Source organism: Pseudoalteromonas sp. SG43-7 (assembly GCF_014164295.1).
Lineage (GTDB): Bacteria > Pseudomonadota > Gammaproteobacteria > Enterobacterales > Alteromonadaceae > Pseudoalteromonas > Pseudoalteromonas rhizosphaerae.
Genome location: NZ_JACJEY010000013.1, coordinates 105,667 through 125,446, shown reverse-complemented (window position 1 = coordinate 125,446; position 19,780 = coordinate 105,667). Strand labels below are relative to the sequence as shown.

Annotated in this window: 15 protein-coding genes and 1 pseudogene; all 16 read left to right on the top strand. The window is 39.4% G+C overall.

Annotation, left to right across the window (positions count from 1 at the left end; translation table 11 throughout):
* Window positions 1-543: 543 nt before the first annotated feature.
* Window positions 544-764 (top strand): annotated as a pseudogene (locus H5200_RS08385) (transposase); the annotation flags it as partial.
* Window positions 765-1,278: 514 nt separating this feature from the next.
* Complete coding sequence (locus tag H5200_RS08380; RefSeq protein WP_149982876.1) at window positions 1,279-2,043, top strand: SDR family oxidoreductase; 765 nt, start codon at window positions 1,279-1,281, stop codon at window positions 2,041-2,043.
* Between the two features lie 10 nt (window positions 2,044-2,053).
* Window positions 2,054-2,896: a bifunctional transcriptional activator/DNA repair enzyme AdaA gene (locus tag H5200_RS08375; protein WP_182761303.1), complete on the top strand. Its 843-nt coding sequence runs from the start codon at window positions 2,054-2,056 to the stop codon at window positions 2,894-2,896.
* A 569-nt stretch (window positions 2,897-3,465) separates the two neighbouring features.
* Window positions 3,466-3,999: a hypothetical protein gene (locus H5200_RS08370; RefSeq protein WP_182718935.1), complete on the top strand. Its 534-nt coding sequence runs from the start codon at window positions 3,466-3,468 to the stop codon at window positions 3,997-3,999.
* A gap of 761 nt (window positions 4,000-4,760) precedes the next feature.
* On the top strand, window positions 4,761-5,633 hold the full coding sequence (locus H5200_RS08365; protein ID WP_182718936.1) for an alpha/beta fold hydrolase: 873 nt from the start codon (window positions 4,761-4,763) through the stop codon (window positions 5,631-5,633).
* A 48-nt stretch (window positions 5,634-5,681) separates the two neighbouring features.
* Window positions 5,682-6,092 carry a hypothetical protein gene (locus H5200_RS08360; protein WP_259399192.1) on the top strand — a complete coding sequence of 137 codons (411 nt, stop codon included), beginning with the start codon at window positions 5,682-5,684 and terminating at the stop codon, window positions 6,090-6,092.
* Between the two features lie 460 nt (window positions 6,093-6,552).
* Window positions 6,553-7,062: a ClbS/DfsB family four-helix bundle protein gene (locus tag H5200_RS08355; protein WP_182718968.1), complete on the top strand. Its 510-nt coding sequence runs from the start codon at window positions 6,553-6,555 to the stop codon at window positions 7,060-7,062.
* A gap of 579 nt (window positions 7,063-7,641) precedes the next feature.
* A complete protein-coding gene (locus H5200_RS08350; RefSeq protein ID WP_182718937.1) occupies window positions 7,642-7,911 on the top strand; it encodes a hypothetical protein in 270 nt (89 codons plus the stop codon).
* Window positions 7,912-8,014: 103 nt separating this feature from the next.
* On the top strand, window positions 8,015-8,587 hold the full coding sequence (locus H5200_RS08345; RefSeq protein WP_182761302.1) for an SMI1/KNR4 family protein: 573 nt from the start codon (window positions 8,015-8,017) through the stop codon (window positions 8,585-8,587).
* A gap of 15 nt (window positions 8,588-8,602) precedes the next feature.
* Window positions 8,603-9,052 (top strand): hypothetical protein, encoded by a 450-nt coding sequence (locus H5200_RS08340; RefSeq protein WP_182740504.1) that lies wholly within the window; start codon window positions 8,603-8,605, stop codon window positions 9,050-9,052.
* A 296-nt stretch (window positions 9,053-9,348) separates the two neighbouring features.
* Window positions 9,349-10,101, top strand: coding sequence for a DJ-1/PfpI family protein (locus H5200_RS08335; protein ID WP_182718940.1), 753 nt, complete (start codon window positions 9,349-9,351; stop codon window positions 10,099-10,101).
* Window positions 10,102-10,509: 408 nt separating this feature from the next.
* On the top strand, window positions 10,510-11,427 hold the full coding sequence (locus tag H5200_RS08330) for a carbohydrate kinase (RefSeq protein ID WP_149982874.1): 918 nt from the start codon (window positions 10,510-10,512) through the stop codon (window positions 11,425-11,427).
* 230 nt (window positions 11,428-11,657) lie between these two features.
* On the top strand, window positions 11,658-14,597 hold the full coding sequence (locus H5200_RS08325; RefSeq protein WP_149982873.1) for a SusC/RagA family TonB-linked outer membrane protein: 2,940 nt from the start codon (window positions 11,658-11,660) through the stop codon (window positions 14,595-14,597).
* A 33-nt stretch (window positions 14,598-14,630) separates the two neighbouring features.
* Complete coding sequence (locus H5200_RS08320; RefSeq protein ID WP_182761301.1) at window positions 14,631-16,340, top strand: RagB/SusD family nutrient uptake outer membrane protein; 1,710 nt, start codon at window positions 14,631-14,633, stop codon at window positions 16,338-16,340.
* 50 nt (window positions 16,341-16,390) lie between these two features.
* Window positions 16,391-17,728: a sugar porter family MFS transporter gene (locus H5200_RS08315; RefSeq protein WP_182761300.1), complete on the top strand. Its 1,338-nt coding sequence runs from the start codon at window positions 16,391-16,393 to the stop codon at window positions 17,726-17,728.
* Window positions 17,715-19,727 (top strand): glycoside hydrolase family 32 protein, encoded by a 2,013-nt coding sequence (locus tag H5200_RS08310; protein ID WP_182761299.1) that lies wholly within the window; start codon window positions 17,715-17,717, stop codon window positions 19,725-19,727. Before H5200_RS08315 ends, H5200_RS08310 begins: the two co-directional genes overlap by 14 nt.
* Window positions 19,728-19,780 lie beyond the last annotated feature (53 nt).

Below are 19,780 nucleotides of genomic sequence, written 5' to 3'. Positions count from 1 at the left end.
GAAGAAGCGCAATGGCTTGAATCAATTCAACGTTTCAGGCAGCAGTACTCAAATTTTGCAGGCAGCAAACAACGGTTAAAGCAGCAAGCCGCCAGCAACGATGTAAAATGGTACAAAGGCGCAGGCTGAACAGTTGCATCTTTATTAGGTTGTTTTAAAAATACACTATTGAACAAAGTGACGGCCTAGCTTTGCCTTTTTTTGCCTAAAATCCTTTCCAAGCACCTCAATTCTAAGCTCTGTAACTAACACTAACAGTATGTGAAAAAATAATTATGCGATTATCCACAACGGGAGAGGTGCTAAATTTTCTGACACAAAATATGTGTCTGTCCTTTTTATTTCCGTTTCTATTTCCTGCAGTCATCTTCATGCGTGTAATTTAGGTTTAATAGGGCTAATGACTTATTTAATAGGTGAAATAAAAATAACCCCGCAATAAAAGATAAATTCTGAACCTGAAAAGTAAATTTAGTGACACAGTTTTATTTGTTCAATTAGAGTGGCTCTCTTATTTAGTTGCTGCTGAAAGGTAAAGGGTTAGGAAAGATAGTCGACGCTGTACCAATAGTGAAAGGTCATCAAATGTTGAAGACAGAGCTGTTCCAGATCACTGGGAGTTGGACTTGAACCAAGGCTCAGAAAACAGCTTTATCGCGACCTTAGTTGAACGACATTCTAGGTATGTAATGCTAGCGAAAGTACCTAGTAATAAAACAAAGCCAGTAATCGAAGCATTGATTAGACAAGCTAATAAGTTGCCAGCACTGCCAAGCTAGTATGTTGCGATTAATTTAGATGTAGCGACAAATTAAATAGTTCGAACGAGTTAGCGGCCTAGCTTGCTGCATCAAATCAGCTAATTAACCTGCTTAATTGCTCAGGTCAGTAACGACTGTGCATACGAAAAATATAATTGCTTAAGGGTTAAACATTAGGTTTAATGGATAGATAATAAACACTGAGTAACGCAGGGACAGCATAGATACGACAGGCACACTAATTAAATTTGCTTGCTATAGCTTAGGTCATAAAAAGCCTTTCTATATATGTAAAGTCCATAGCATAAACAACACCAACTCTACACATCGAGCAGGTAGCGCCTCAGTCCGACAAGCGATTATGCAACACAAACTGCGTGTCGCATAAATACTAAAATGTTATAGCGCAATTGAAATTCAGCAAGATTCGGGTCGGCATTAATCGTTCGGCCTCCTAATATAGCATCTGTTCGGGCATATGCCCTTTAATTGTCAGCAGAGCTAGGAGAAATAATCGATGAACATATTGGCCAACAAAGTTGCTATTGTTACTGGTGCCAGCACCGGCATTGGCTACGCAGCCGCGAAGCTTTTTGCGAGAGAAGGTGCTGCCGTAGTGGTGGCAGCAAGGCGACAGAAGGAGCTTGATGAACTGGTGGAATTAATCAAGACTGAAGGTGGGCAGGCACTGGCACTAGCCGGTGATGTTGGCGAAGAAGCTTTTGCCAAAGCTTTGGTAGATAAGGCTGTAAGCCACTTTGGTGGCCTGGATATCGCTTTTAACAATGCTGCCATTCTGGGTGCTATGTGCCCTGTGCCGCAGATGTCGCTCACGGACTGGAATCAAGTTATTGCGACCAACTTAACCAGTGCATTTTTGGGCGCAAAGTACCAGCTGCCCGCCATGGCTGCCCGAAAAGGAGGTTCGTTAATTTTCACCTCTACCTTCGTTGGTTACACCGCAGGTATGCCAGGCATGGCTGCCTACGCAGCCAGTAAGGCTGGTCTTATTGGTTTGACTCAAGTGCTGGCGTCAGAGCATGGGCCTCAGAATATCCGGGTCAATGCCCTTTTGCCTGGTGGTACTGATACGCCAGCGGGACGTGAGTTTGCTAATACGCCAGAAGCATTGGCGTTTGTGCGTAACCTGCATGCGCTCAAGCGTATGGCGACACCAGATGAAATTGCTCAATCCGCATTGTACTTAGCATCCGATGCATCCAGTTTCACAACTGGTTCTGCGATGTTGGTAGATGGCGGTGTATCCATAAATCGTGTCTGAGAGGCAGAGTGTGTCAGACTATGACCGTATCGCACGTGCTATGGCATACTTGGTAGATCGTGCAACTACCCAGCCCGCTCTAGAGGAGATAGCCGCCCATGTGCATCTGAGTCCGTATCATTTTCAGAGGTTGTTTTGTCGTTGGGCGGGTACCACGCCAAAGCGGTTTTTGCAGGTCCTGACATTGGAGCGTAGCAAGGAGTTGTTGGATAAATCCCGCTCTCTGCTCGACGTTTCACATGAGATTGGCTTAAGCGGTAGTTCAAGGTTGCATGATCACTTTGTGCAGCTGGAGGCAGTGACACCGGGGGAGTATAAAAATAAGGGTAAGGAGCTACGTATCGAATACGGTGTGCACCCTACACCACTGGGGCCTATGTTTGTAGCTGTAACACAGCGTGGTGTTTGTAGGGTTGAGTTCATGGACTTCAATTACATTGAAGAGCTGCTGGATGACTTGCGTAACGCTTGGCCATTGAGTTCGATTGTTGAAAGCATCACATCTACGCACTATGTTATTGATGCGTTTTTTAGTAGTGATACAGCTGCCAAACATGGTCCGCTGTCGCTTCATGTGAAAGGTACGAATTTTCAGGTAGCTGTGTGGCGGGCGCTGCTGAAAATACCACCGGGCGCAGTGGCTAGCTATTCTCAGGTAGCCACAGCACTCAATGCGGCCCAATCTGCAAGAGCGGTTGGTAACGCCATTGGAGCAAATCCTGTTGCTTTACTGATCCCCTGCCATCGGGTAATACAGCACAGTGGTGCACTTGGTGGTTACCGTTGGGGGCCAGCCAAGAAGCTTATGGTACAAACATGGGAAAAAATGCGTGATGAACCTGTTTCGCTATAACAATGTCATGCAGCTGACGTTCTTATCTTACCCCGCGCGGCAGATGGCGGGCGTTGAGGCTGTAGAATTACTCTTTACAGGAACGAATGCACCTACTTTTAGTTGTTCAACTTTTAACCTTGAATCTACTATCAAGCTATGATCTAGTAAATATTATTCACCCACGGTAAATCGTTATGGCTCTTTCGTTGGGTGAGGAGTCAAGCGAGACTTATCCTACCAAAATAAATTCATTCCAATCAATTTCGCTGAGCAAATTGACCTTGCGCGGACAAACGAAAGTGAATGCTTTCACTTCACACTGCGGCAACTGTATTGCTTAGTTCATAATAGAGAAAAGCTGCAAAACACGATGCACTAATTAGGGTAGCCCTTATCACCTCAAATAAGCCACTCAAACACCTTGCAAAATGCCAATTAAAATAACACCAAGTCCTCTTTTTATATTTTACGTAAAATCGAAGTAACTAATTGAATCAAAATAGGAACTCGGCTATGGTGAATGCATCAATAAGAATAAATTAAAAACGAGTAATTCTACAGGCTCGTTACATTTCTTGAGAATACGCATGACCAAGGCAGAAATTAAAAAGTTGTTTGTTGCAATCGAAAAGCACGACCAGGATTCAGTTCTTGGTATCCTTGCAAAGGATAAGGGCGTAATCGAAACAGTTGGGCACCATAACGCTAATTGCAGAGACAAGACTCCTTTGATGTATGCCATGCAATGCGAAGATTTTGAGCTTGCCAACAAGCTCATAGAGTTGGGGGCTAACGTAAAGGCAAAAATGCCAGCAGGGCCTGAGACTAGCGTAATTCAATTAGCTGTAAAGTTTGGCCATGGTCTAAATCCAAATTTTGATAAATGGCTTAGCTTTACTCAAAAGCTTATTGAGCAAGGCGCTAATCCATCAGAGGCCTTATGGCCGGCGTGCCATGGATACAACAAAGTTGCGGATAAACCGGAAATTATTTCACTATTATTACAAAATGGTGCTTCCCTGGAAGGCGAAGTTGGCAATAGCGGTAGCACAGTGAAAGAGCTTCTTGTGATTAATTCGCAGCTCTATTCAAGTCGAGTTCTTAATCTATTCGGGCTGTAGCAATGACAAAATGTGACACATATGAGCCTTAACTCTGTCAATAGGCACTAGTATTTTCTTTAACCGTTTTTATACAGTGACGGTCAATTCAAAATCAACTTTAATTCAATAAGCAAATTCGTTTACTTCGTCGGCCGATGCGGCGGTTAAGCAAGTAGCTTACGGCAAACACATATAGGCGCGTTACGCAGTAATCGATTATTGCGAGCTCATCGCAGCCAGGTTTTTCCCATATCCTTTTGGAGTCGCTGGGGCACTACGACTAAATGGATTTAGAAGGTAGAGCGAAGCAGGATGCTAGAGCCGAGACATTCATCGGTTAACCTTATCATGGCACTATTCAAGGCGGCTGGTTTCATCATTGTGATCCAGTTATATTTAGGTGCGTAACGCAGTTATCAAGTCAGGTGTAAGCGACTTTGTTTATTGTATTAATGCACGCGTACTGAGTGTCTAATCAAGGCAAGTGGTTTAGGTCTGTAGGCATATAATCAGGTTAAACCTTGTTGGTTATTAACTCACCCAATTGATTCATGCTCAGCCTTATATCCAGTTAGATGTTCAGCTGAAATAAAAGGACAGACAAAAATTTTTGCAATATTTACTTTTAGATAAAATAGAAGTAACCGATTGAATCAAAATAGGAACTCGGCTATGGTTAATGCATCAATAAAAATAAATTAAAACGAGTTAATCTACAGGCTCGTTATATTTTAAGTGCTAAATTTTACTTCTAAATTAGCTATATAAGGGATTTTATAATGAAAACTGGACTTTTAGTTCTATTATTTATCGTAGCCTTTGGCGTATCTGCAAAAGACGTCATTAAACCAAGTGTTTCAGGCTTGTATCAAGTAGATAAAGTGAACCTTTTTATTGAATGTTATGGTGAAGCCTCCCCTTCAATAATTATCAATGCTGGCTTTGGTGGTACGGTTGAAGACGGAAACTGGAAGAAGGTAATACAATCACTTCACAAAAAAAATAGAGTGTGTATTTATGACAGAGCCAACTTGGGGAAAAGTGATAAATCGCAAGGCCATTATGATCTAGGCACTATTGTTGAGCATCAAAATGTATTGTTACAAAGGGCTGGAATTCAGCCTCCTTACGTAATGGTTGGACACTCTTATGGCTCATATCCTATTAAGTTATTTAATCACCTTTACCCTGAAAAGGTCAGCGCCATTTTACTTGTAGATCCTTCATTGTATGGCCAATTTAGAAGCCATATAAAAAAGTGGGATGCAAAAAATGACACATATGATGCTGATACCAAGAAGAATATGGAAGCTGAACTTGCTAGCTGGCATGGTGCTCCTGATAATCTAGAAAAAATTAATATGAGAACTAGTTCAACGTTCATTCAGCAAAGCGACGATTTTGGTGACACACCTTATGTATTACTTTGGAACAGAGACGCAATTTGGGTGCCTGCAAATCAAACTCCAGATAACTGGCATCCAGCAGTCTGGGAGCGTATTAAAAAGTCTTATTCTACCGAATTAAATAAGATGCAGACTTTATCTAAAGATACCAAAATTACATTTGCAACAACTCCAGAGCATTACATACAAAAACATGAACCAGAGATTGTTATCGCAGAGATTAATTATTTATTGAATAAACTTTGAAATGAGTAAGCAAGACATAACAAGCGCCTTAACTCCAACAATGTTAAGTTGTCATGGTTTTGGCAAACAACGCAAAGTCATGCCAACACATTATGTAATGGTCTAATTGGACTGATTTATATCTTTTTAGTAGGATTAATTAGAGTTGTTAAACGCGATAAAGATGGCTTAAGGCGCATTAAATGGGGGTTTATAAACCTTGTACTATTTAGCTTGTCCATATATCTCTATGTTAATCAATCCTTTCTAAAGTTTGGTGATATTACTGCGGCAAGTATTTGCTTGGCTTTTTTATCAGGGGTTTTGCCAATAACACTTTTATTTTCTTTATGGATTTCTTTAAGAGGAAAGTTGCAAAGTAAGTTAATAAAATTGGATATTGCATCGATCATGATGTCTATACAATTTTGTTTAGTATTGGCTGCTTGGGGGCAGATATCCACTATATTTTGGCAATAAATTGCAGAGCTTTAACACATATGAGCCTTAACTCTGTCAATAGGAACTAGTATTCTTTTTGACCGTTTTTATACAGTGACGGTCAATTCAAAATCAACTTTAATTCAATAAGCAAATTCGTTTACTTCGTCTGTCGATGCGGCTTCATCATTGCAAAGATAAGCTCTTATCACCGCAAATAAGCCACTTAAATATCTGTAACAACTTGAAAAATGTCAATTAAAACAACACTAAATCCTATTTTATATTTTACGTGAAAGTCAGTTGTCGATTGAATCAAAATAGGAACTCGGCTATGGTTAATGCATCAAGTTCAGCTACAGGTTGCGCAGGAGTTGGTGAATGAAAAAACATAACAAAAGCATGTTGCATAAACTACTGAGTGGTTGGACGGTTTTTCCGCTCGTACCGCGCTACAAAACCGCCGCAAATGCAAGGCATTATGTGAATGGAGGTTAAATTGTCTTCTGTGCCAAGAAATAAGGATGAATTGGAGTTAGCCATAAACTCAGTGTTCCCAAAACTAATGGCTGATTATCGCTCAATTTCAAAAAGCAAAGCTCGTAAATTGGGCGTAGAAGGAAATATCAAAGGTACAATCATTAGCGTTAGTGACACAGTTGCTTACCTGATTGGTTGGGGCAAACTGGTCCTTAAATGGCATCATCTAAAGTCTCAAAATCAGGATGTAGATTTCCCTGAAACTGACTACAAATGGAATCAACTTGGGTTACTAGCTGAAAGTTTCCACGAAAAATATCGTGACTGGAAATACGATGATCTGCTTGTTGAGCTGGAGTCTACGGTTCACGAGATACTTTTACTCATTTCAAGTTTAAGTAATCATGAGTTGTATGGTGTTGCGTGGTATGAGCGATGGACTCTAGGGCGCATGATTCAATTTAATACGTCATCACCTATGAAAAACATGCGAACAAAAGTTCGGCGCTTCAATCGGGAATTCACATAACACATATGAGCCTTAACTCTATTAATAGGCACTAGTATTCTTTTTGACCTTTTTATTCAGTGACGGTCAATTATAAATCAATAAACAAATTTGTTTACTTCGTCGGCCGATGTGGCTTCATCATTGCAAAGGTAAGCCCTTATCACCGCAAATAAGCCACTTAAATATCTGTAATACTTTGAAAAAAAGCCAATTAAAACAACACCAAGTCCTCTTTTTTATATTTTACGTGAAAGTCAGTTGTCGATTGAATCAAAATAGGAACTCGGCTATGGTTAATCCATCAATAAAAATAAATTAAAACGAGTTATTCAACAGGCTCGTTATATTTATTAAGGTAGTTTAAATATCATTTGATAGTGAAATAGCTGCATTCATAGCAAAGTCAGACCAAAACGGAGAACGGGCTGATTTAGAAAAGTTAAAACGATTAAATAAAAAATAGGCGGTATTATTCCTAAGTGGTATATCGAGGCAATGTCCACACCTATTTTGCAATTTACTTCTTGGCTGGCAAAAATTTGAACCAGAAGAAGACTTTGATGGCATTGAAGAGATTCAAATTGTGAACATTGATTTATGGAAGAAGTTAATTGTGATTCCTACTCAGGGATGTATGTGTTGCCAGCAAACTATCTTGTTATTGGTTATGGCGCTGATTGGGCTGATAATTGTTTTGTAATTCCAACGGATCAAAGCGACGATCCGCCTCTTTATGAAGTGTTGCATGATGTGGCACTCAGCACTGAAGAGCTTGTTTCGACGATAAAGTCGGGTGCAGGTGGCTGTGAGAAAATAGCTGATAAACTGTCTATTTTTGTGGGCAATGCGATTGCACTAAAAACATAGCAAATTACTGCAGTGCGACTTGTGAACAGAGTAACAGAGCACGTGATATGGAGCTAATAAGCAATTTCACAGTTAATATGAACGATATTTAAGAGGAGGTTCTGTGGTTACTAAAGAAATAGAAAATATTGAGCGCAGTATTGGTAAGTTACCTAAATCTTACCGTGATTGGATCGAACAGGGTATTACAAAAGACAGCTCCTACAATATGTATTTGTTAGAGTGGATTTCAAGCTCAAATGTATTGAAAATTGAAATAGCTCCTGAGGGCGTACTTGATGGTATTTTGCCAATTGGTGTCTTCCATGGTGTTGCATTTTGGTGTTTGGATAATAAAAATAATGGCAGGGTCATTTTATGTCCACATGATGATATCGTTGCTGATTTTTATGCGCCTTCAGTTGAAGGGTGGATATATCGAATTTGCTTACAAGAAGCATCTAATTTCTGTGATGAAGACGAGATAGTGCAAAAACAGTTACAACTTTGGGCGTCTTTACTCGAAGAATCTAAACCTACTTGGGCTGAGCACATTATGTTGCTGGCAAAATCAAAGGTAAAAAATATGGGGCAGCACTCTGGCGTTATTTCTGACGAAGAGGTAGAAGCAATCATAGCTAAAGAATTCGGTTCAGAGTATTTAACAGAAAAAGTTGAGTTTTTAAACCCGGATTAACGTTAGTGGAGTCTCTTGAATTGGCTTCTATTTTTTTGGGAAGCAGTGTTAATGTGGGCATTGTGGAATACCTGTAAGGTGCATATGATCAATCAACTTAAAGTGACGAATATTGAGTTTTACTCGGATGAAACAGCATTAGTAACTGTTGAAAATGAACACTCAGCCGTTGACGTTTTTTGTCACATTTGTGAATACTCCATAGGTGATAAAGTTAATAACCTCCTTAAAGTGCTAGATGCCAACGTTAGAGCGGCGTACCTTGCCGATTGGCCGGTAGAAATGATTGCAGAAGCATCTAAAGAAAGAATTGAAAAAACGGGGCCTTATTCATACATAGGTTGTGGCAAAGTAATTGATGAAAATGAAGGGGTTATTGAGGTTCAAGGTTTTCTTATCGAGTTCGGTGATCTACCTTGCCAAGGCTCAGTCGAGTTTGAAATTGATAGGCTTGATTTATGGTAAATTGCTTAATAAAGCGTTGATGACAACTGCATTGATAGGCTAATAGATGTAGTCTGGAATGAGAGCGATAAAACGTTTTTTAGTCTTTACTGATAAAAAAGAAATTATTTTAACTTGTGATGGAGCGCCACGACGTGAAGTCGTCATATAACAAACCAATTATTCCGACCTTAACTCGCTACGCTCGTTTCGTCGGCATCTTGGGGCTTTAAGTGTCTAGGCTGATTCCGTATTTAAACCTTTTATTCAATTGTATCGTCTAAATAATGAATTTAATCATTTAAAAAAAGAAAACAATGAAGCTTTTTATATCTATTTTACTTTCAGTAATACTGTTTACTTCAACTAACCTAAGCGCAGAGTCGACAAAAAAAGTATTAATCATCGCATCAAATATGATCGATATGGGGGATTCTGAAAAACACGATGCGAGAAATAATTTATGGGAAGTTGCTCCACCGTACCATATTTTTATGAGCCATGGTTATGATGTCGATTTTGTTTCTCCAAATGGAGGAAAGGTTGAGTTCATGATGGATCCGTTGGGTATTAGTAGTTACACCATTAAATATGAAGGCTTTATGGATAAAGCGAAAAACAGCTTTGCTCCTGAACAAATTAACCCAAATGATTACTGGGGAATTTATATTGGTGGAGGGTATGGCCCATTATTTGATGTAGCTAATAACAAGGAATTACAATCAATTATCGCCAAAGTTTATGAATCTGGCGGTATTATTGGTGCAGGTGGTCACGGTGCCGGTGCGTTTGCCGATGTATTATTATCTTCTGGTCAGTATCTTGTTAAAGGTAAAAAAATTGCTGGTTTTCCTAATTCTACTGAAAAATCTAAGTCATGGGCTAAACAAGGTACTCTGCTACCTTTCCTTGTTGAAAGTCAGTTGAATAAAAATGGAGCTATTGCACAAAACAAAAAAACCTTAGAAGATAAACACGAAGTGGTCGTTGATCAAAGAATCGTTTCAACAATGTTTTTACCTTCAGCTGCTCTAGTTGCAAAAGAAATGATAATTTCTCACAAGCAGTAAATGCACATAACACATATGAGCCTTAATTCTGTCAACACAAGTTAACGAGTTATCAGCGATCCGTTAGAACTCGAGGTAAACTTCTACTCCAAATACCATTTAGGGGTAAAAGTTTGCGGTAAAAATTCATAAATTAAACTCTCAAGCATATTATTTGCTTTATTTATAAGTTGCAGATAGGCATTTAGTTAATTTTATTAACTTAAATAAACAACGTTGTCTTTTTGTTGCTTAGATGAAATAATATCTCACGACATTTATTTAACAAATATATCTGCATTTTAATTTTTAAGTTAAAAATGTTTAAGTTATTGAAATTTAATATCTTACTTTCTATGAAGTGAAAGGTAAGTTGAACTTTGTCTAATCCGTTATCTGACCATACGAAGCGTATAAGGAAGCTCTTGAATGAGTATAATTGTGAATCAAAACGTGGCTAATAAAATTAGTCTAGTTTGTTTTGGGGAGGTCCTTTGGGACTGTTTTGGCGCAACTAAGCGTTTGGGAGGCGCACCTTTAAATATGTGCTTTAGGGTTAAATCACTTGGAATTGATGCACAAATGATAAGTGCAGTAGGGGAGGATGAGTTAGGTGATGCTCTGCTTGACGAATTAAAAGAAAAGCAATTGAGTACAGAGTACATTGCTGTAAACCCAAACAAAAATACCAGTACGGTGCAGGTAACACTTGATAGCCATGGTTCTGCTAAGTACGAAATTATGCCTGATACTGCCTGGGATAATATTGTTTTAACTGATGAAATTATTGGCAAAGTTGAATCGACGGATATTTTTGTGTTTGGTAGTTTAATTGGCCGTACCGACACTTCATTAATAACTTTAAAGCAACTACTAGAACATGCGAAGTTTAAAGTGTTTGATGTAAATTTACGAGCTCCTCACTATCAACTTGAGAGCTTAATAGAATTAATGAATAGCGCTGACTTTATCAAACTAAATGATGAAGAACTATATGAAATAGCAAAAGGAATGGGGTGTAAATACCATTCATTAGAGCAAAACTTAGCATTTATAGCAAAGCAAACCAACACAGAGTTTTTGTGCGTGACGAAAGGAAACCATGGTGCTTTATTATCGATTAAAGGTAAAAACTACTATAACTCAGGCTACCTGATCGATGTTGTGGATACTGTTGGTGCAGGGGATTCGTTTTTGGGGGCTTTAATTTATCAATTGTGCATTCAAAACGATCCGCAACAGGCAATTAATTTTGCTTGTGCTGCCGGAGCTATGGTTGCTCAGCAGCTAGGGGCAACACCAGATATAACGCATCAGCAAATCTTAGAATTTATTGAACCATGTTAGCGTGCAGCATTGTATTTCAAGTTATACATATAAAAAACAAAATATTTTGTTATTTATATTGAATAGATGTTTTTTTAATGTTAAAAAGACAACGTTGTTTATTTGTGTTGGACCGACCAAGCCAAACAACAAAATGTAAAAAGATATTTTTTCACGCCATAAAGACAACGTTGTTAATTTAAATAATGAAATCAACATTAAAAAATAAAATTAAAATGAGGACACACACAATGCTCAGATTTAGGAAAAACCAGCTTGCTGCGAGTGTTAGTACAGTATTGATAGGTTGTTGGCTGCCATCCAACAGCTTTGCCGCTGAACAACTGCAAGAAGAAGCGTCGGCCAAGGTTGGTATTGAAGTTATTGAAGTTTCATATGGTTATGGAAGTGTTAAAAAACAAGATTTAACCGGCGCAGTTAGCACAGTTGAGCTTGAAGATGTCGTTGATCAGCCTTCAGGTAATATCATGCAAAATTTGCAGGGGCGTGTGCCTGGCTTGCAAATTACAACTAATGGTTCACCTAACTCTGCAGCAACAGTGCGTATTCGTGGTCAAGGTTTAGGACCTTTAGGTAATAACGATCCTCTTTATGTTATTGATGGTGTACCAACTAAATCAGGCATGCATGAACTTAATAGCCATGATATTGCTGATATACAGGTGCTAAGAGATGCGGCAGCTGCAAGTATTTTTGGTGCTCGCTCTGGTAATGGGGTCATTATTATTACCACCAAAAAAGGGAATGAAGGGCTCGACTTTAATTTCTCTTTTAATCAGTCATATGATGATTTTAATTATGAGCTAAACCCATTAAATACACAGCAAAGGGGACAAGCAGTTTGGCAAGCTGCAGTAAACGACGGCTCAGATCCAAATGCAGCAAGTTCTCTTTATAGCTATGATTGGAATAATGATTTTAATAACCCTCAATTAAACAACGTTGTTTTTCCTGAGTTTACGGATGCTGCACAGGTGCAACGCCCAGCAGATACTAATTGGTTTGATGAAGTTACGCGCTCTGCAAAAGTAACCGATCTTAACTTTTCAGTTTCAGGTGGTTCAGACAAAGCTTCGATATATAGTTCACTTGGCTATTTCGGCTCAGAAGGTGTTGTTGATGGCTCAGAGTTTGAACGAATAAGCTTTCGCGTTAATTCTGATTATCAGCTAACAAATAAGCTTAAGATTGGTGAAAACTTTATAGTGACAAATCAAGAATCAAACTTGGTTAATGATCTGGCCGGTAATATTCTAACTTTGGCTATAGAACAACAATCTATCGTTCCTGTGTACAACGATAAAGGTGGCTGGGGAGGACCCGTCCCTGGTGTAACTGACCGTGATAATCCGGTTAGACTAATTGAAATGAATCGAGACAATGTTAGTAGATTCAATAAATTAATGGGAAATATTTTTGTTGAATATGAGGCAATAGAGGACTTAACACTAAAAAGCTCTATCGGTTTAGATTACGGGCAATACTACTTCAGAAACTATACCCGTGCTTTTCAAGCTGGCTCGCTAAACTATGGTGATCAGCTGTCAGTGACAGAAAACTGGAATAGCAGTTTTAGTTGGACTAATACCGCAGAATATAAGCTTGATTTAGATGCAAATCATTTTACGTTTTTGGTCGGTACAGAACAAATAGATTATGAGTATGAAGGATCTGTTGGTTTTGGTTCAGGTTTTGCGTCTGATGATCGTGATTATGCTCATTTATCACAAGCAACGGGTGATGTTCGTGTGGAAGGGGATGGCGATAAATGGTCTCTTAATTCTTATTTCGCCCGTATGGACTATAACTTTGATGACCGCTATTTAGCAGGTTTAACAATACGTCGCGATGGCTCATCTCGTTTTGGTAGTAATAATAGCTACGGTAATTTCCCCGCTATTTCTGCAGGTTGGGTGATCAGCAACGAATCATTCTATGATATTGAATTTTTATCTACCTTAAAGCTTCGAGCTAGTTGGGGCAAAACGGGTAATCAAGAAATCCCTACCGATGCAACATATACAACGTATTTAAGCCGTTATGCAACTCGGTCTTTATTCACTGATCAGCAAGATGAAGGGACCGCTTATGATATAGGCGGTGCAAATGGCGGCACGCTTCCTTCTGGGTTTGTAAAAGCACAAACAGGGAATGATGACCTAAAGTGGGAAACATCAACGCAAACAAACATTGGTCTTGATTTTGGCATGCGTTACGAAACCATATACGGCAGTATCGATTGGTTTGAAAAAACCACAGAGGATATTTTAACGTTAACCAATCCACTTGCAACATTAGGTGAAGGCGCTCAGCAATGGGTCAATGGTGGCACGATTGAAAACTCTGGTTTTGAGTTTCTCATTGGCTACGCCGATTACCTTACTTTTGATAGCTTAGATGGTGATATCGATGTCGATATTAGCTTTAACATTTCTTCTGCTAAAAATAAGGTTGTCTCACTACCAGAGGATGTTGTGAATTCATTTGGTGGTAATGGTGATGATAAAACGATTGTTGGTCATTCAGTCAATTCTATTTATGGTTATGTCGCCGATGGGTTATTCCAAAATCAAGGTGAGATAGATGCTCATGCAGCGCAATCTGGGGCTGGTTTAGGCCGAGTTCGCTGGAAAGATTTAGACGGCAATGGCGTGATTGATGAAAACGATCAAAGCTTTTTCACCGATACTGATCCTGACTTTATGTATGGATTGAACATGAATTTCAAATACAAAAATTGGGATTTCAATATGTTCTGGCAAGGTGTTCAAGGAGGTGAGATACGTAATAGCTGGCGTGGATTTACTGACTTCACATCATTAAATATAGGCTCTAACTACGGTGATCGCGTTCTTGATGCATGGTCAGTTAACAATACTGACAGCAATGTACCGGCATTAACTTTAATCGATAACAATGGTGAAGGCCGTCAATCAAGTTTGTTTTGGGAAGATGGCAGCTACATAAAGCTGCGTAACTTATCTATCGGTTATACACCTGATGAACAGTGGTTAAGTCAATACGGTATAAGTTCTGCACGAATTTATTTGCAGGGAAGTAACTTATTGACCATTACTCCGTCAGGGACGCTAAGCCAGGATCCAGAAACTCCAAACGGCAACTTCCCAATTCCAAAACGTATTACGTTAGGCGTGAACCTTTCTTTTTGATTTATTAAAACGACAACGATACGAGCACATATTATGAATAAAATTAAAACACTATTTACAGCAGCTACACTCGCGCTTTCTTTAGCATCGTGTGGTGGTTCTGATCTTGATGTTGCACCTTCTGGGGTATTAACCGAAGAGCAAGTTTCTAACAGTGAAAATGTAGATGCGTTGATTATTGCTGCCTACTCATATCTAGGAAACGATCATTATACCGCACCTAACTTTTTATGGCCGACAGGAAACTTACGCGCTGGAGACGCCCATAAAGGCGGTAATGGACCTGGTGATATCTTTGCTTATCATGCTTTGTCTTTATATCAACCAATAGTGCCTGATATGGAGTCTTTCCCGCCAGATTTAATTGATTTGAACAACAAAAAATGGGTACGTAATTACACCGGTATTTCAAGAGCAAACTCAGCATTAGCGGTAATCGCAAATGCGCCAGATGCCATTGAAAACAGTGCTGCAAAACAATCCGAACTACGGTTTATTCGTAGTATTTTCTACTTTGATTTAAAAATACATCATAAGCATATCCCGTGGATTGATGAAACAATGACTCAAGATCAAATTCTTAGCGCTACTAATCGTGAGCTAAGCGATCAAGAGTTATGGGATAAAATTGCTGCAGATTTTGAGTTTGCTGCAAACAACCTACCACAAACCCAAAAAGATGTTGGGCGCGCTTCAGCGTTATCAGCTAAGGCATATCTAGCTAAAACATTACTTTACCAAGCGTATGAGCAGAATGAGCTACATCAAGTTATTAATATTAATAAAGATAAACTTGTAAAAGTGGTGGCTCTGGTTGATGAAATTGAAGAGGCGGGCGTCTATGGCTTATTTGATGATTACGCGAATAACTTTTTGTTTGAAAGTGAAAATGGTAAAGAATCAGTTTTTGCTATTCAGCGCTCTCTAAATGACGGCTCTCCAGATGGACGTGGTAGCTGGCCTAGTGCATTAAATGCGCCAATGGCTGGTGGTTTTGGCTGTTGTGGTTTTCATGTGCCAACAGAAAATTTTGTTAATGCGTTTAAAACAGATCAACAAGGTTTGCCGTTATTCGACTCTTTTAACGACTTTAATTATGACATGACGACTGACTCAGTTGACCCTCGTCTAGATCACACTGTGGCAATGGAAGGTAAACCATTTAAGTATGACGAAAACTTGATCCATGGCGGTGATAGTTGGGCACGTGCACCAGGTATATATGGCAACTTTACGGCAATGAAAGATCTTGAGCACCCTGACTGTAGTTGTCGTGGTGAGAATGGACCGTTTCCTATCTTTTCATTAAATACACCGCTCATTCGTTACGCTGATGTATTGCTTTGGAAAGCTGAAGCATTAATTGAGTTAGACAGGTATGACGAAGCATTGCCAATCATTAACCGTATTCGTGAGCGTGCTAAAAATAGTACCGGTAAATTACACAACGCGAGTATTTATAACATGGGCTTATATACAAGTTTTGATTCTAAAGAACAGGCAAGAGCGGCACTACGCTTTGAGCGACGTTTAGAATTAGGGCTTGAAGGACATCGCTTTTTTGACTTAGTTCGATGGGGAATAGCGAAAGAAACTATTGATAGTTACTTAGCTATTGAAGCTGTACGTAAACCTTATTTGGTCGATGCTATTTTCACTAAAGGTCGTGATGAGTATTTACCTATTCCGAACCAGCAGATGATTTTAAGTGGTGGATCGTACACACAAAACCCAGGTTATTAATAGTGGTGGGTTTCGGCCCACCTTTTAATCGTTAAGTTTTAAGAGTGATTATGAAAAAAATTATTTATTGGTCAGTCACCGTTGCCGTTGCTGGTTTTTTATTCGGCTTTGATACAGCAGTTATATCCGGTGCGGATAAACCTATTCAAGCGTTATGGAATACGAGCTCGTTATTTCATGGCTTATTTATTATGTCTTCAGCTTTATGGGGAACACTACTGGGTGCCTTAACCGGTAATTACCCATGCGATAAGTGGGGTAGAAAACCCACATTAGTTTTAGTTGGAGTGTTGTTTTTAATTTCGGCGCTTGGCTCCGCCATGGCACCTGACGCATATAGCTTCGCCTTATTACGGTTCATTGGTGGCGTGGGAGTGGGCATTTCTTCAATTGTTGTACCTGCTTATATTTCTGAGATTGCACCTGCTAAGTACCGTGGGCGTTTGGTTGCGCTTTATCAGTTTCAAATTGTATTTGGTATCTTAGTTGCGTTTGTTTCTAATTTTTTAATTGCAGGAACATCTGCAATTGACTGGCGTTTAATGTTAGGTGTGGAGGCAATACCTGCTCTGGCTTATTTATTAATGATCATTAAGGCACCTGAAAGCCCACGTTGGTTAGTGCAAAAGAAAAATGAGAAAACTAAAGCGCGTTCAATCTTAGTGACTTTAGGTGAACAAAACCCAGACCAAGTATTAAATGACATTGAACGCGACAAGTTACAAAACAGTCAATCAAAGCTATTTGGTGGTAGTTACAATAAGGCGGCTTTATTTGCATTTTTATTTGCCGCATTTAATCAATTATCTGGCATTAACTTTATCATTTATTATGCACCGCGCGTATTTGAACTTGCAGGGTTGGATGTAAATCAATCATTACTTTCTGGCGCTGGGATTGGCGTGGTTAACCTATGTTTTACCATGCTGGGTTTATCGTTGATTGATAAGTTTGGCCGCCGTTCGCTGATGTACATTGGCTCAATTGGCTACGTTATTTCGCTCTCTGTCGTGGCGTGGGCGTTTAGTACTGACTCTGGTGGTTTAACGGTTGTAGCGTTTGTATTTGTGTTTATTGCCGCTCATGCCATTGGCCAAGGTACCGTTATTTGGGTCTTCATTGCAGAAATATTCCCTAACAAAGTTCGTTCAAAAGGGCAGTCTTTGGGCTCCGGTACGCATTGGTTTTTTGCCGCAGCAATCACTTTACTTATGCCATTTTTCTTAGAACGTTTTAGTGCCACTGAAGTATTCACTTTCTTTACTTTAATGATGTTAGGGCAATTGATTTTTGTTGCGTGGTTTATGCCAGAAACAAAAGGACGTTCTTTAGAAGCAATTTCATTAGATACCAATAATAAGCATGGAGCATTAGATGCGAACCGTTAATTTAGTTTTAATTTCATCATTTTTGGCAGCATGTAGCATGACAAACCAAACTGAACAAACTGCCCCTACGGGTGTAGATAAACCTAGCAAAGAGGCGTTTCGTCCTGCTTTTCATTTTACCCCTAAAAAGCATTGGATGAATGATCCTAACGGTATGGTTTATTACCAAGGTGAATATCATCTGTTTTACCAGCATAATCCTGACTCATCGGTATGGGGGCCAATGCATTGGGGACATGCAATTAGTAAAGATATGGTTAATTGGCAGCATCAAGAAATTAAGTTGTTTCCTGATGAGCACGGTACTATCTTCTCTGGCAGTGCGGTGGTTGATTGGCAAAATAGCAGCGGCTTTGGCAGTAAAGAAAACCCACCATTAGTGGCTATATTTACCTATCATGATGATAAAAAGGCGGCACAAGGGGCGATTGATTTTCAAACGCAAGGTATAGCATATAGCACCGACAAAGGCCGTACATGGATAAAATACGCTAATAATCCGGTATTAAAAAATCCTGGGATCCGCGACTTCCGTGACCCTAAAGTAAGCTGGCATGAAGATACCCAGCAATGGGTTATGGTATTAGCGCAAGATGATCATATTGGCTTTTACAGCTCAAAAGATTTAAAAACATGGCAATTTGAAAGTAACTTTGGCGCTGATTGGGGCAGTCACGCAGGTGTATGGGAGTGTCCAGATCTGATTCGCGTGCGCATTGAAGGCACCGATGAATATAAATATGTTTTATTAGTGAGTATTAACCCTGGCGCGCCAAATGGCGGCTCTGGAACACAATATTTTGTTGGCGATTTCGACGGTGAAAAATTTGTGTTGGATAGCGATTATCAAAAAATGCTTACAATAACACCTGCCGTTTTCCCTCAAGGGCTTGATTTTTCTAACTTCAAAAATGGCTTAAAAAATTGGCAAGTATCGGGTGAAGCATTTCATATAGTTAATGATCAACCAGCCAATACCATTGCTAGTTCTTTTAAAGATTCGGATAAGGCAACAGGTACCTTAACCTCAAAATCATTTGCGATTGATCATGATTTCATTAACTTCAAAATTGCAGGCGGAAAGCATCACAACAGTACCGCAATACAGTTGTTAGTTAATGGTGAAATAGTTAAAACCGCAAGTGGAAATAATACAGGTACAATGACCGAACGTTCATGGAACGTGAGTCAATTAAAAGGCCAGCAAGCTTATATTAAAGTGGTAGACAATGAACGAGGTGATTGGGGGCATATTAAAATCGCTGATATTGTATTTTCTGATAAAGCAGCAACAGAAAAGTATGAACCTTCAATATGGCTAGACTATGGTACAGATAATTATGCTGGTGTAACTTTCTCTGATGTTCAAGACGGTAGACACTTATTTATGGGGTGGATGAGTAACTGGCAATACGCAAATCAAGTACCCACTGAGGTATGGCGCAGCGCAATGACAATTCCCAGAGAATTAAAGTTATTGCAAACGCCAACAGGCGTGCGTTTGGCATCTCAACCGGTTAAAGAGTTAGATAGTTTATTGAGTAACTCACAACAAAAGGCAACCTTAACTGGCGCAAATAGCTATCAGTTAGATGAGCTTTTTACAATTGAGCCTGGGCAATTTAAGGTGAGCTTTAGTATAGCGAACTCTGAACAAGTTACTGATATCGTGCTTAGCTCTGATACGGGCGAATACACTAAGCTGCAGCTAAACCCAGCTCAAGAGCAACTAATACTTGACCGCAGGCAGTCGGGTTTAAAAGACTTTGAAGATGGTTTTGCATCTTTACAAACTGCGCCATTACAAAAAGGACTTGAATATTACGATGTTGATATATGGGTAGATAAAGCGTCGGTAGAAGTGTTTGTAAATAAGGGGGTTAGCTCTATGACCTCGATTGTTTTTCCAACCTCTCCTTATAATAAAATACAAGTGAGTGCTGAGCAGCCTTTGTCGCTTAGTGACGTAAAGTTAAACAATATAGCAATAGAAAAATAACATTTGAAGCGACTCTATAGTAATATAGAGTCGCTTACTTTTTATAAGGCTAT